The following is a 14824-nucleotide window of genomic DNA, read 5'->3' as shown; positions in this document are numbered from 1 at the left end:
AAAAAAATTAAATTTGGTAAAACATTAAAAAAATTAAGCCATGTCTGGATTCGACGAATTTGATCAGCAAGGTTCTGTTCCCAACAGGGATACCGGATCAATTATTTCTCATGCCTTTGAAATGTATAAAGGGGTATTTCTTTATGCTATAGTTGCTATGATAGTATATCTTATCGGGGGATTTATTATTCAGTCTGTAACAGGCTTCAATTCTGCTTCCATGGTGGAAGAGATGAAAAATGCAGGGGATGATATTTCCGCTTTTAGTTATTGGAATGCACCCGGATTTCCCTTATATCTTACTTTATCAGGATTGCTGGGAATTCTTCTGGCTCCGTTATATGTGGGATTGATCTATATTGTAAATAAATACAACACAAAAAATGCAATAGAATTCTCGGATCTATTTATCGGATATCGCCAGAATTTCGTGAATATATTGATATACAGTCTTATATCGGGCGTTATATCCAGTATAGCGATTTCTATATGCTTTTTCCCGTTCTTCTTTGTTTATCCTTTACTGTTGCTAGGGTATCCTATTTTATTATTTGAAAATGCTTCAGCTACAGAAGCTCTGGGGAAATCATTCAATATCGCAAAAGAAAACTACGGAACTTTCCTTGGCACTACTATTGTAGGGTTTTTAATATCATTTGCAGGTATTGTACTTTGCTTTATAGGAGTTATTATTACCGCTCCGTTCATCATGGTGGTAATGTACTCAGCCTATTGTGCTTTCCTGGGGAAACCAAGGCAAATAATGTTCAAATAATATATGAATAAAGAAAAACAAATAAGCGGGGTTGCAATAAAACAGGTTTTCCTGTTGGCTATAATTTTGGTATTGACAGGGCTGATTTGTTTTAATCTTGCACTATTTATTCCTTCCGTATTAGGAGCCATTACAATTTATGTCGTTTGCAGAAAATATAATTTTTACCTCCAGGAAGTAAAAAAATGGAAACCCTGGCTGGCTTCATTTGTACTGATGCTGGCAAGCCTCATTATTCTGATTTTACCCATTTATTTTATTGCGGATCTTTTAATAGATAAGCTCGGGAATGCACAGGCTTATATGGCGAAATTCAATGTGTTTCTTGAGAAAATACATACTTACATTGATAAGAAATTTGGATTTGATATCCTGAGCAAGGAGAATATGGATAAAGTAAAAGGCTCTGTTGGAAAGGTTTCTACCATTGCCTTAAGCGGAACATTTAATACGCTTACGGTAATTATGTCCATGTATTTTATTCTTTATTTCCTTCTGGAAAAGCCCAGATTATTTGAAAAGATACTTACTTCATCGGCTCCTTTAAAAAGAGCTAATGTCTCTTTGATAGGAGAGAAAATGAGAAAACTCATCATAGCTAATGCAATAGGAATTCCTGTTGTAGCTATAGGCCAGGGGGTGGTTGCATTGATTGGTTATTTCGTATTCGGAGCACCAAGCCCTGTTCTTCTTTTTGCATTAACTGCTGCGGGATCTATGATTCCTGTTGTAGGGGCTGCAATTGTGTATATTCCTGTTTGTATTTATATGATAGCCGTGGGGGATACAGGACCGGGCCTTGGATTGGCAGCGTACTGTCTTGTTGTGGTAGGCCTAACAGATAATTTACTTCGTTTTACTTTATTGAAAAAACTGGAAGATATCCATCCGCTGAATACCGTATTCGGAATTATTATGGGGATGAATCTTTTTGGCTTTATGGGTCTTATTTTTGGGCCTATCCTGATTTCTCTTACCCTTCTACTTATTCAGGTATACAGGAATGAATTTTCAGATAACGAAACACATCCCGACCTGCAATTACCGGATAAAGATGATGATGTGGACAATGTGGACTTAATACTATAATATTATAATTGTGGAAGGAATAAATTCGGAAATACTAAAGGAAATTTGTATTGTAAAAATGCCTTTTGGAAAATATGAAGGGACAATACTTGCAGATTTACCGGTAAGTTACCTGGAGTGGTTTAACAGGCAGGGGATGCCCAAAGGAAAATTGGGAATGCAGCTCTCAACCATTTATGAAATAAAACTGAATGGGCTGATGGATTTGCTCACTCCGATCAGGCAGTTGTACGTATCGCCTAAAAATAAGACCTATAAATTTTAAACTATACGTATGGATTCTAAAAAACTGGTGGAAACATTAAAGTTGGAGCCACATCCGGAAGGAGGATATTATAAAGAAACATATAGGAGTGAACAAACATTAACCTTAAAAGAGGGGAGTGTAAGAAACGTAAGTACAGCTATTTATTACATGCTGGAAAATGAAAATAAATCTTCATTTCACCGGATCAAGTCTGATGAACTTTGGTTTTTCCACCAGGGTGAACCTTTGGAAATTGTTTTTATTAAGGACGGAAATTTACAGACCATTATCCTGGGGAATTCAATTGAAAACGGCGAGGTACCACAAGCAAAAATTGATGCAGATACATGGTTTGCGGCAAAAATATCAAGCGGAAAAGGTTACTCATTAGTAAGCTGCACTGTTGCTCCGGGATTTGATTTTTTAGATTTTGAACTAGCAGAAAGAAGTGTATTATTTCAACAATATCCTGATTTAAAAGAAGTTATTGAAGAGTTTACACATTAATGATCGTGTAGGCAAATTCTCATTAACTATTTAGTTGGTTTGATAAATTACAGGAATTAGAAAGAGAACACAACCAATAAAAAAAGCAAAAGTTAATAAATGAATCCTGTAATCATTTATTCTTAAGAAAAGAAACTGATTGACTATTCTTAGAGCCCAAAATCCTGAATTCACGAATAAAAAATATTTACCAAAGTTTGTTTCTAAGATATCTTTATTAAAATAAAGACATATTAACCCTGTGGCAAAGAAAACAAAAATCATCTGGATATTTAAGATTTGCATTATTCCTTTGTTAATCTGAGAAAGTTTTGACAAATCCTTTTTCCAATTAAAAAACGTCCAGAAAAATAAATGAAACCCACCAAGTAATAAAGAATAAATTCCACAAATAATGATGATTGTTTCCATTGTTGTTAGTTTTTCAAACCTGCAATCTCATCACGAAGTTTTGCCGCTTTTATGAAATCAAGATTTTTTGCTGCAGCTTCCATTTCCTTCTGCTTTTGCTCAATTATTTTCTCAATATCTCCGCTTGCATAATTTGCTTTGGTTTCAGCAACTTTCTGTAAAATTTCCTTGTGGGTATATTTTTCATCCGGGAAGTCCTTGCTTCGTCCTACTAGATTTTCAGAGATTTTTTTATTTAAAGCAGTCGGAACCAGGCCATTTTCTTCGTTGTGCTTCATCTGCTTTGATCGGCGATATTCCGTTTCATCTAAAGTAGCCTGCATAGATTTCGTGATTTTATCGGCATACATAATTGCTTTACCATTGACATTCCTTGCGGCTCTTCCGACCGTCTGGATCATTGATCTTCTGCTTCTTAGCATTCCTTCTTTATCTGCATCCAATATGGCTACGAGTGAAACTTCAGGTAAATCCAGTCCTTCCCTTAAAAGGTTAACACCAATTAAAACATCGAAAACTCCCAATCGAAGGTCCTGCATAATCTGGATACGCTCCAATGTTTCAACGTCTGAGTGGATATATCGTGTTCTGATTCCAAATTTTGTAAAATACTTGGTCAGCTCTTCAGCCATTTTTTTGGTTAATGTAGTCACCAGTACTCTTTCGTCTGCTGCAGCGCGCTTATGAATTTCTTCCATCAGGTCATCGATCTGGTTAAGCGAAGGTCTAACTTCTATTACAGGATCTAAAAGCCCGGTAGGACGGATAATTTGTTCAATATAAGCTCCTCCCGTTTTTTCAAGTTCGTAATCTGCAGGCGTAGCAGACACATAGATCACCTGATTCTGCATGCTTTCAAATTCTTCGAATTTCAAGGGCCTGTTATCCATTGCTGCCGGCAGTCTGAAGCCATATTCTACCAGGGCTTCTTTTCTGCTTCTGTCTCCGCCATACATCGCGTGAACCTGAGGAACAGTAACGTGACTTTCATCAATGACCATCAGAAAATCCTTTGGAAAATAATCAATCAGGCAGAAAGGCCGGGAGCCGGGTAATCTACCATCCAGGTATCTTGAATAGTTTTCTATTCCTGAGCAGTAGCCAAGTTCCTTGATCATTTCAAGATCAAGTTCTGTTCTTTCCTGTAGCCTTTTTGCCTCCAGAGGTTTTTCAATTGAGTTGAAGAAGTCTACCTGTTTGACCATATCATCCTGAATGTTTCTTATCGCTCCGTTTAAGGTCTCCTTTGAAGTTACAAATAGGTTGGCCGGATAAATCTGAATTTGTTCAAAATTGGAAGTTACATTTCCGGTAACAGGATCAAAACTTTGGATTTTTTCAATCTCGTCTCCAAAAAACTGGATTCTTATCGCATCATCGGCATAAGCAGGAAAAACATCTATTACATCTCCTTTTACCCTAAAGGTCCCTCTTTGGAATTCGTTCAGGGTTCTTGCGTAAAGAGCACTTACCAAAGAATGAAGAAGAGCTGTTCGGGTCACTTTCTCGCCGATTCCGATAGAGATCAGTGATTTATGAAATTCAGTTGGATTCCCGATACCGTAAATGCACGAAACTGAAGCTACAATGAGAACGTCTCTTCTTCCGGATAATAAGCTTGCCGTTGCGGAAAGACGTAGTTTTTCTACTTCCTCATTAATGCTGAGGTCCTTTTCTATATAAGTTCCGGTAGTGGCAATATAAGCTTCGGGCTGATAATAGTCGTAATAACTCACAAAATATTCTACCGCATTTTCAGGAAAAAACTCTTTAAATTCCATGAATAACTGAGCTGCTAAAGTTTTATTATGAGCTAAAACTAAAGTTGGCCGCTGAACATTATTCACGACATTAGCAATGGTAAATGTTTTTCCGGATCCTGTAACCCCTAATAAGGTTTGATATTTCTCGCCGATTTCAATGCCTTCGGTAAGCTTTTCAATGGCCTGAGGCTGATCGCCGGTAGGTTTATATTCTGAATGAAGATTAAAATTCATACATCAAATTTATAAAAAAAAAGAGTCCTTTTCAGGACTCTCATAATTATTATCATTTTTTCTTATTTTCAAATATCATAGCTAATGGCAGCTTAAAAACCGTTGGTGCGGGTTTACCATCTGCCAGTGCGGGTTTCCAGTTGATATTTTCTGTAGAGGCTTTAATGGCTCTTACGCTCTCGTCATTAAAAAGTTTGTTTTTTCCATCTGCCACTACTTTTTCTACTGTCCCTTCGGCATTTATTGAAATGAATACATTAGATTGGAGCCGGCCTTCATCTCCTTTAAATACACTACCGTTAAAATTTTTTGCCACCTTGTTTCGGAATTCATTAATTCCCTGAGGGAATTCTGCCTGGATAAAAGAAGTGCTCGCCGGAGGCGGAGGTGGTGGGATGTTCTGATCTCCACTCATGTTTGCTTTCTTAGATCCATTTTTTTCTACACGAGGAGGAGATGGAGGAGGAGGTGCGCTATTTTTATTGATTTTTGCCTTTTTTACATTCGCCTTTTTTGTGGGGCGAATGGTGTCCGTAATACTTTGGTGATCTTTCCTACTCTGCTTAGAAGATATTTCTTGTAAAGTACTGAAGGATTCTACTGCATATTCTTCCATGGGTGTACCGTTACCTGAAACGTAATTGCTGGCATAGGTCTTTTGGACAAATAAGGCAAAGGCTGTTATGAGTATAGGGATGGTAATGGCTTTTTTTAAGCCTGCGAATTTGGTTTTTTTAGTGTTCATCATAATAAATCGTTTTTTGGTGTTGTTGAAATTAAATGAGTGTGTGAAATCAAATTTTTGAGAATCAATTATTTCATCGAGTATCAGATTTTGATAATCTTTGATATTGAAATTGTTTTTCAATACGCGGTCATCAGCTAAGAATTCATGATTGGTGATCATTGCTCTTCTGTAGAAAAAGAGGGCAGGATTAAACCATGTTATTACCTTTAAAAACTCGATCAGGAATAGATCCCAGCTATGCTTTTGATCCAGATGGCTTTTTTCATGTAAGAATATCCTTGGATCAATTTGGTCGTTAATAAGATAATTTTTCCCCAGGTAAATAGTTTTTCCAAAGGTGAATGGGGAGAGGTTATTCTCAGAGATGATTATTTTATACCCTTCCTGATATCTTACTTTTCCTTTTATATTCCGGATTTTTAAAATTGAGAGCAATGCCTTTACTAAAAGCATTAAAGTAATAGCTCCATATATAATCCAAAGAATATTGGTCCATTCAAAAGCTTCTTCCTTAGCCGGAAGGCTTAATATCTGTTGAGTGGTTTCTTCAAAAATTAGTTGTGGACTTTCTGTTGTAACGGGACCTTTTGCTGTGATTGAGATAAAAGGAACCGTATAGGCAAATGCGAGGGAAAAAAGCAGAAAGAACCTGTTAAAGTGGTGCGTTTTTTCTTTTTCCAATAACAAATGGTACACTCCAATAAAAAGTGAAGAACACAAAACAATTTTAAAAAAAATGTAAAGCATCTTTATTCTTTTATTTTCTGATCAATTATTTCGCGCAGTTCAATCAATTGCTTCTGGGTTAGTTTTGTGTTGGATGTAAAAAATGAAGCAAACTGGGTCACGGAGCTGTTGAAAAAGCGGTCAATCATGGAAGTCATTTCTTCCCTGAAATATTCTCCTTTAGCTACTTTTGGGTAGTATTCACGGGAATTTCCATATAATGTGTATCCTATCAGATCTTTATTCTGCATTCTTTTAAGCAATGTAGCTACTGTAGTGGATGCAGGTTTGGGTTCCGGGTAAAGATCCAGAATATCTTTCATGAATACTTTCTGTTTATCCCAGATGATCTCCATGAGAACTTTTTCCGAATCTGTTAATTTTATTTCTTTCATATTCTACAATTTGAAATGTTGTTCTACAAATGTAGAATAAAATTTTAAATCAACAAATTTTATGGCACTATTTTTCCATTGTTTTTTTAACCAATAATCACAACGCTATGAAATTCAATAAGTTTTATGTACCAATCATTAGTCTTTTTTTAGTTTTATCTTCATGCAAGAAAAATAACGTCAATGCTCAAAAGGTCAGCAGTGATGGAAGTGTGGAAACAGAAAAGCCTAATTCAGACTATAAACCTGCCTTTGCAGGACAAACCAGAATTAAGGCTGTAAAGACATCTACACCCTACAATGTTGAGGTTTTAAATAAAGATCTGGGCAGACCTTGGGGAATTATTAATTTACCAGACGGGAGATTTTTGATCACTGAAAAATCCGGGTTTATGAATGTTGTTTCTAAAGATGGGAAGCAGATTTCTAAGATATCAGGATTTCCTAAAGTCGATGCAAAAGGACAGGGAGGAATGCTGGATGTTGCACTGGATCCAGATTTTAAAAATAACAGTATTATTTACTTTAGTTTTTCTGAACCCTTTGGGAAGGGTAATCTGACCTCTGTAGCAAAAGGTAAACTTTCAGGAGATTTAAAAATGATATCAGATGTAAAAGTCATTTTCCGTGCTGAACCATCATATGACGGAGATAAACATTACGGAAGCCGATTGGCCTTTGATAAAGATGGGAATTTGTTTGTAAGTACCGGAGAAAGATCAGATAAAGAAACCAGGGTGTATGCCCAGAAAACGGATAATTATTTAGGTAAAATCCTTAAAATAACAAAAGAAGGAAAACCCGCTCCGGGAAATCCATTCATCGGAAAGGCCGGATTTAAACATGAGATTTATGCCTATGGTATAAGAAATCCGCAAGGTTTGGCAATAGATCCCAACGGGTCCTTATGGGATGTGGAAATGGGTCCAAGGGGAGGTGATGAAATTAACTTAATTCAAGCGGGTAAAAATTATGGATGGGGTGACGTAACCTATGGTATTGAATACTCCGGAGCGAAAGTGGGAGAGGGAATTACCCAGAGAGAGGGTACGGAGCAACCTGTTTATTACTGGGATCCGGTAATCTCTCCAAGTGGTGTTACTTTTTATACAGGAAATATAGATGAGTGGAAAGGTAATTTGTTTATTGGCTGCTTAAGTGGTGAACACATCAACCGGATTGTGATGAAAGATAATAAAGTGGTTGGAGAAGAACGTTTGCTTGCTGATCAGAAAGAAAGATTCAGGGATGTGTTGGATGGAATAGACGGAAACATCTATGCTGTTACCGACAGTGGGAAATTATATAAAATTTCTAAGAAATAAAAAAAAGGCTCCGATAAATCCGGAGCCTTTTTTATTTAAAATCTGAAATTAAATCTTGCAAAAGCCTGTCTTCCGGAAAAGCCCATCTGAACAGGATCGAAAATACCACCGGATTCTGTATTTCCTGCAGAAACAGCCTCTCTTTGTAAAGTGGGATATCTGTTGAATAAATTCTTACTTCCAATAGTTAAACTAATATTTTTTGAAAAATCATACCCGAAAGATAGATCAGTGGTTACTTTAGCGTTGTAGGTCTGATAATCATCAGGGCCATTGTAGCCAATTAATTTGAGTTTATCAAATCTAACCAACTGTATATTAGCATTGAACTTGTTAATTTTATAGTTAACATTTAAATTAATTTTAGTCTTCGGAGCTGAGGCGAGGATAAAAGCACGTTCACGCGCACTTAAATATATATCTTCTTTTCCTTTTAATTTTTCTGAAACGTTTACAGATGTGATCTCCATTTCGTTGTAGTTTCCTGCTAAAGTTGTGGTTAATCTTCCGTTTCCAAGTGTTTCATTGTAGCTTAATATAACATCTACACCCTTTGTTCTTGTGTCTATGGCATTGGAAAAAAATTGTGCCTGATCAATATAAGGATAATCTGCCTGAACATCAGGTGGAAGGTCTGTTCTGGCAAAGTTACCTGTCAATACAATTCGGTTTTTTACATTAATGTAGTACCCATCAACAGTTGCAGTAAACTTTCCCGTGTTGAATGTAAACCCTACACTCCCGTTAAGAGATGTTTCTTGTTTTAATTGAGATATCCCGGATTTTACAGCTAAATCACTGTCATTTGATGCTAATTGGATCGTTACAAGATTACCTCCCTGAAAATTCGTGAATTGAAGCGCATAATATTTTTGAGCTAACGAAGGAGCTCTGAACCCTGTTGAAACTGAACCTCGAAGTGCAAATTGAGGAGTTATCGCATATCTTGTTGCAAATTTCCCATTAATGGTACTTCCAAAATCACTGTAGTTTTCAAATCTACCTGCTGCACTAACCATCCATTTTTTGGTAATATCAAGCTCGGTATCGATATAGGCTGCAAAATTATTTCTACTTTTATTAACTTCCTGAGAATATCCGGGAAAGCCCTGGGAGCCTCCAGGTCTGATGTTGCCTGTTAAAGGATTTATTACTAAAAGACTAGGATCTGTATTTGAAGTTACAATGTTCCCGTTGACATCATACATTGCATAAGATGCTTCTTGCCCCCTTATAACATTAAATTTTTCGTACCTAAACTCAGATCCGAAAGCGATATTTAGTCCTTCTAACACTCCAAATTGTTTCGTTGCATTAAATCCTGTTGTATTTTGAAGTAACGAGTGCCCTCCTGCGTTAAAACTTGTAGGAGATTTTATACCTAATGTAGCATTAATTGTATTGTCTATCTGGTACGTAAATCTGTTATTGCCAAAGGCATTATAAACATCGGCATCCCAACCTGCAACTTTAAACTTTAAACCATTATCAAATGTAAAATCTGTGATGCTTGTATCCTGAATAGGGTTAAATCCATTTGGATAAACCTGCGGTATGTTTCCATCTGCATCTGCTTTTCTGGTCCATGCATTAGCATCTGTATTTCTATGGGAAAACCCGGGATGAGAATAAAATTTTATATTATCTGATAATGGAACTTCAATATTTCCAAAGAAATATACATTTTGTGATTTTGCATCTCCAAAACGTTGTCTTGGGGCATCATAAACCGTAGGATTAGCATTTCTGATTGCATATTCTTTATTGATGAATTCTGCGGTAAAATTTGCAAATCCTCCTTGTGATCCTATTTTTGTTCCATAATTTCCGTTAAAATCAAAAGTAAGCCCGTCAATTTTATGATCTGATACAACATCTTTATCTCCGGGACTTTTAAAAAGGTTCATCCCGTAAAATGCATTTCCTTCAAAGCCTTTATCTCGGTCATTTAAGATGACGTTGATAACGCCTGCAATAGCATCGGAACCGTATTGAGCGGAAGCTCCATCGCGAAGGACTTCAATCCTTTTAATAGCTCCGATCGGAATGGTGTTCATGTCATATCCGGTGTTTCCTCTTCCCTTAGTTCCGAAAAGATTGATCAGTGAAGACTGATGGTATCTTTTGCCGTTTAATAAAAGTAAAGTCTGGTCTGGTCCCAATCCTCTGAGAGTGGCTGGATCGACAGCATCTGCACCATCTGACCCCGATTGTTTATTGGAATTAAATGAAGGTGCCGAAAACTGCAGGAGCTGGTTCACTTCAACTTGCCCTGTAGATTGACTTACCTGTTTGATGTCAATAACATCGATGGGAACAGGAGTGTCTATTACTGTTCTTTTTTTGTTTCGGCTCCCCGTAATAGCTACTTCTTCAATTTTTGCTTCTTTAGAAATGGTGTCATTGATTTGCTGCGAATATAAAGCCGCAGTGCTGCCCAGAAATAAAGCGCTTAGATATTTAATTTTCATATATATTGAGTTTCTGAGATTGGTAATTCAATCAAAAGTATTGATTTTTGTTTTTAAATCATCAGAAAAAATCACTATTATTTGAAAAGTGTTATGAAAAATGGATGCGATGCATAATTATATGAAAATTTTCAATCAAATAGTAAAAATTAGTTAAAATCGTAAAATACATAAATGATATGTTGTGTATTTTTCCTTATTACGATTTTTTTTAACAATTTATTCTCGTATATGTATATAAAATGAAAAAACCGGAATTACTCCGGTTTTAATTTTTATGCTTTTTCTAATTGAACAGTAAAATGTCTTAAAAGATCTGGCTCCCATGTTATCTTATATCCTTTTGCGATTTCATCACGGCGTTCATAAACGTTTTTGATCGCTGCAGCAATATAATCCATATGATTATTCGTATAGGTTCTCCTAGGAATTGCTAATCGAACCAGCTCCAATTTCGGATAACGGTTTTGTCTTGTCTCTGGATCTCTGTCTGCTAGCAAGGTGCCGATTTCAACCGTTCTGATGCCAGCTTCTTTGTAGATTTCAAGACCTAAAGTCTGTGCCGGATATTCTTCCCTTGATACTTTTGGAAGGAAATTTAAAGAATCAATAAAAACGGCATGTCCTCCGATAGGCTTTTGCACAGGAATTCCGTATTCAATCAGCTTATTTCCAAGATATTCAACCTGGGAGATCCTGCTTTCCAGATAAGCAAATTCCGTAGCTTCATCCAGTCCAACGGCTAATGCTGCCATATCTCTTCCGGCCATACCTCCGTAGGTTATGAAGCCTTCATAGATAATTGTAAAATTGGAAGCCTTTCTGAAAACCTCCTCGTTATTCAATGCGATGAAACCACCGATGTTTACCAATCCATCTTTTTTGGAGCTCATGGTCATTCCATCACCATATGAGAAGATCTCTTTGCAGATTTCTTTAATGCTTCTGTTTTCCTGGCTTTTTTCTCTTTTTTTAATGAAATAAGCGTTTTCAGCAAATCTTGCAGAGTCGAAAAAAACAGGAATTCCGTATTGATTGGAAAGTTCTCTTACTGCTTTCATATTTTCCAGAGAAACTGGCTGACCTCCTGAAGAATTACAGGTGATGGTAATTAAACAAAAAGGGATTTTTTCTTTTGGATAGCTTTTGTAAATCTCTTCCAGCTTTTCAAGATTAATATTTCCCTTAAACGGATGTAGATCATTAATATCAAATGCTTCATCAATTGTGCAGTCTACTGCATGTGCTTTGCGAAACTCAATATGTCCTTTTGTAGTATCGAAATGGGAATTTCCGGGAACTATATCTCCTTCTTTTACCAGAACAGAAAACAGCACGTTTTCAGCTGCTCTTCCCTGGTGAGTGGGCAAAAGATATTGAAATCCGGTTATATTTTTTACAGTATTGTGAAGTTGGTCGAAAGAACGGGAACCGGCATAGCTTTCGTCACCGGTCATTAATGCTCCCCACTGTCTGTCCGACATGGCTCCGGTTCCGGAATCGGTTAGTAAATCGATAAAAACCTGTGATGATTTTAAGTTGAATAAGTTGTAATTGGCTTCTTTAAGCCACTGCTCTCTTTCTTCTCTTGTTGATTGACGGATTTCTTCAATCATTTTAATGCGGAAAGGTTCCGCGTACGGTAAATTCATGAGTTAAGTATTTTATTGTTTTGTAAAGAAAATTTGTTTGAAAATAATTTCAATTCATCAGTATATATTTAAAGGAGCAGGAGAATACTACTCAGGCGCTTTAAATATATTTTCATCGGAGTGGAAACCGGCTACACCACCACTCACTGCAAATTTCATTGCAGAAGCAGCAGACATTCCCACTACAGGTTTGATGTTTTTTTCTTCCGTAACAATTACCCATCCGGAAATAGCATAGGAGTGAGGAAGATAAACAGCAACATAATTATGTTTATCCACATCTGCCATTTCTTTCTGGGTTAAAAAACCAATTCTCCAGATCTCAGGATGCTCATTGGTTTTTACCCATACAGGATCATTAAATTTTTTCTTGTCACCAACAAATGATGACATTACATCTTTAGTTGGCGTATAAATATGTTTTACCCCCGGTGTTCTTTCCAACAGGCTGTCCATTGTGTCGAAAAAAAATCTTCCCACAACGAATTTATTACCCAGGTAGCCCAAAAGTGCGGTGATTAAAATAGTTGATACAAAAACCAAACCCGGTATTTCTTTTGCCACAGATGGAATTATATTATCAATAGACGTGACAACATACCATATGACAAATATCGTTAGCCCGATAGGTCCGATAATAACAAGTCCCTGAAAGAAATTTTTCAGGAAAAAATTGGCGATATTTTCGAAAGTCAGTTTTTTCAACGTATTCAGTTACTAATTTTGTTTAGCCATGTATGCTTTCCTTATTGCCGTATGACTTAATAATTTTAGCTTCATATTCCAGCCACTCCTCCCAGCGTTTGTTTACTTTTTCGGGATCTCCAAGCTGTCTTGCAAAACTAATGAAAGTTGTATAATGGTTAGCCTCCGAAATCATTAAGTCCCTGTAAAAATTTTTAAGCTCTTCATCTTTGATATTTTCTGTAAGGACTTTAAATCTTTCGCAGCTTCTTGCTTCTATCATAGCGGCAAATAACATTTTATCAACGATAAGATCTTCTCTGCTGCCCTGGATAATGAACTTCATCAATTCATTTACATAATCATCTTTCCTTGCTCTTCCGAACTTGTATCCCCTGCTCTTGATGATCTCATGAACCTGATTGAAATGATCCAATTCTTCCTGTGCAATAGCAAGAAGTTCGGTTACAATTTCAGGGTGTTCCGGAAGCATCGTAATCAATCCGATAGCGTTTGTAGCTGCTTTTTGTTCGCACCAGGCATGATCGGTTAAAATTTCTTCAATGTTTCCTTCCGCAATATTTGCCCACCTTGGATCCGTGGGAAGTTTCAACTTAAACATGTTTTAAAATTTCTGTAAATTTAAAGTAAATTACAATAACAAATCTTGTTTTATTCCAGTTATTTAAGAAGCGGTCTTTCTTCGTAAAAATTCTAAAATATTCCACCCTAAACGATCTACTTTCATTAAAAATCCTGCAATCGTTGTTGCGAGGATAATATTCGTTATATAGATTAAAATCATTAATATCCACCACGGTACATCTTGCTTGAAATGAACGACTAAAAAATAAACAAGAGAAGAACTTATTCCCTGTGCAAAATAAAAGAATATTGCATTCTTTCCGATATAAGTAATAAAATTTTCTTTTGTGATCTTTAATCTGTTATAAAAAACAAATAACGTAACCAGTGAAAACAGGGTCCATATGATATAGGGAGTTTTAGGAGGGAACTTATTTTTATTGATCTTGTAAAATATTTCGCTTCCATAATACCAGAACATCCAGATTAGCAGAATTCCAACCGCTGCATAAAGTGCGGGGATGATACGGGAAGGGATTTTCTTTCCCTTCATTCTATTGGCAATTAAGAAAACCGCAAGATAAAAAGCAACATATCCCACCTGGCCTGTTGGATAAAACCACGGAAATAAATTAAATATTAGTGTCAAAGCAATACACAGTCCTATAAACCAATTAATATGTTTAGAGAAGAATCTTAAAATCAATACACCGAAAACAGCTAATATAAAGTATACTTTTAAATACCAGAAGCTTCCCATTACTACGGGGAATGTATCGGCATTGGTGTATTGATGGAGGTACCAGTTCCCTAAATTTTGCCATTGAGGTTCCGTAGATATATTTGTTGTCGCGTATTTTGAGCCGAATGTAGAGTAAAAGTTTTGCAACCATTCTACAGAAAAAAAGCTTAACCCGAAAACTTTAAAAAAGTAATCCAGGAAAAACAGGAATGTTACAAAAATCATATAGGTGATTTGTAGTTTGAGCAGGCGGTAGAACGTTTTCTCAATATTGGTTCCGGATGTAATTCCACTTAATGCATAAAACAAAGCTACATCAAATACTAAAGAAAAGACCCTGACTTCCGCCGGGATATAAAACTGCCCCGACCAGAATGCTGTGTGGATGAATATAATGGAAAGCGTTGCTAATCCTTTTGCAAAATCAATGTAGAGATCCCTGTTCATTATGGTAATTGATAAAGTTCAAA

14 protein-coding genes are annotated in these 14824 nt (G+C 36.3%); 5 read left to right on the top strand and 9 right to left on the bottom strand.

All coding sequences use genetic code 11. From position 1 onward, the window contains the following. The first annotated feature begins 40 nt into the window (after positions 1-40). The 4 genes from AC0INN_RS10350 to AC0INN_RS10335 are packed head-to-tail and all read left to right on the top strand — an operon-like array spanning position 41 to position 2618. Positions 41-775 (top strand): beta-carotene 15,15'-monooxygenase, encoded by a 735-nt coding sequence (locus AC0INN_RS10350; protein WP_172281452.1) that lies wholly within the window; start codon positions 41-43, stop codon positions 773-775. Between the two features lie 3 nt (positions 776-778). Next, positions 779-1864, top strand: a complete 1086-nt coding sequence (locus tag AC0INN_RS10345) for an AI-2E family transporter (RefSeq protein ID WP_172281451.1) — start codon at positions 779-781, stop codon at positions 1862-1864. A 19-nt stretch (positions 1865-1883) separates the two neighbouring features. Then, positions 1884-2129, top strand: coding sequence for a DUF3820 family protein (locus AC0INN_RS10340; RefSeq protein ID WP_306613561.1), 246 nt, complete (start codon positions 1884-1886; stop codon positions 2127-2129). A 9-nt stretch (positions 2130-2138) separates the two neighbouring features. Then, positions 2139-2618, top strand: coding sequence for a cupin domain-containing protein (locus AC0INN_RS10335; RefSeq protein ID WP_273650171.1), 480 nt, complete (start codon positions 2139-2141; stop codon positions 2616-2618). A gap of 30 nt (positions 2619-2648) precedes the next feature. Here the strand turns inward: AC0INN_RS10335 and AC0INN_RS10330 are convergent, their stop codons facing one another. From AC0INN_RS10330 to AC0INN_RS10315, 4 genes are read right to left on the bottom strand one after another with little or no spacing between them, the layout of a single operon-like run. After that, a complete protein-coding gene (locus AC0INN_RS10330) occupies positions 2649-3029 on the bottom strand; it encodes a hypothetical protein (protein ID WP_273650170.1) in 381 nt (126 codons plus the stop codon). Positions 3030-3034: 5 nt separating this feature from the next. After that, positions 3035-5026, bottom strand: a complete 1992-nt coding sequence (gene uvrB / locus AC0INN_RS10325; RefSeq protein ID WP_172281446.1) for an excinuclease ABC subunit UvrB — start codon at positions 5024-5026, stop codon at positions 3035-3037. A 52-nt stretch (positions 5027-5078) separates the two neighbouring features. After that, positions 5079-6521, bottom strand: a complete 1443-nt coding sequence (locus AC0INN_RS10320; protein WP_306613079.1) for a M56 family metallopeptidase — start codon at positions 6519-6521, stop codon at positions 5079-5081. A 2-nt stretch (positions 6522-6523) separates the two neighbouring features. Further along, complete coding sequence (locus AC0INN_RS10315) at positions 6524-6895, bottom strand: BlaI/MecI/CopY family transcriptional regulator (protein WP_172281443.1); 372 nt, start codon at positions 6893-6895, stop codon at positions 6524-6526. 107 nt (positions 6896-7002) lie between these two features. Between AC0INN_RS10315 and AC0INN_RS10310 the strand changes: the two genes are divergently transcribed. Next, entirely contained in the window at positions 7003-8220 is a 1218-nt protein-coding gene (locus tag AC0INN_RS10310; protein WP_273650168.1) for a PQQ-dependent sugar dehydrogenase, read from the top strand. Positions 8221-8255: 35 nt separating this feature from the next. Here the strand turns inward: AC0INN_RS10310 and AC0INN_RS10305 are convergent, their stop codons facing one another. From AC0INN_RS10305 to AC0INN_RS10285, 5 genes are all read right to left on the bottom strand, one after another. Beyond that, on the bottom strand, positions 8256-10691 hold the full coding sequence (locus AC0INN_RS10305) for a TonB-dependent receptor plug domain-containing protein (RefSeq protein ID WP_306613076.1): 2436 nt from the start codon (positions 10689-10691) through the stop codon (positions 8256-8258). Between the two features lie 275 nt (positions 10692-10966). Beyond that, complete coding sequence (locus AC0INN_RS10300; protein WP_273650164.1) at positions 10967-12343, bottom strand: tryptophanase; 1377 nt, start codon at positions 12341-12343, stop codon at positions 10967-10969. Positions 12344-12430: 87 nt separating this feature from the next. After that, positions 12431-13048 carry a DUF502 domain-containing protein gene (locus AC0INN_RS10295; protein ID WP_172281435.1) on the bottom strand — a complete coding sequence of 206 codons (618 nt, stop codon included), beginning with the start codon at positions 13046-13048 and terminating at the stop codon, positions 12431-12433. Positions 13049-13070: 22 nt separating this feature from the next. Then, positions 13071-13649 (bottom strand): MiaE family protein, encoded by a 579-nt coding sequence (locus AC0INN_RS10290; protein ID WP_273650162.1) that lies wholly within the window; start codon positions 13647-13649, stop codon positions 13071-13073. Between the two features lie 63 nt (positions 13650-13712). Beyond that, positions 13713-14801 (bottom strand): acyltransferase family protein, encoded by a 1089-nt coding sequence (locus tag AC0INN_RS10285; RefSeq protein ID WP_273650160.1) that lies wholly within the window; start codon positions 14799-14801, stop codon positions 13713-13715. Positions 14802-14824: the final 23 nt, after the last annotated feature.

This window comes from Chryseobacterium subflavum, assembly GCF_055762745.1.
This window is presented reverse-complemented; position numbering and strand designations above follow the sequence as displayed.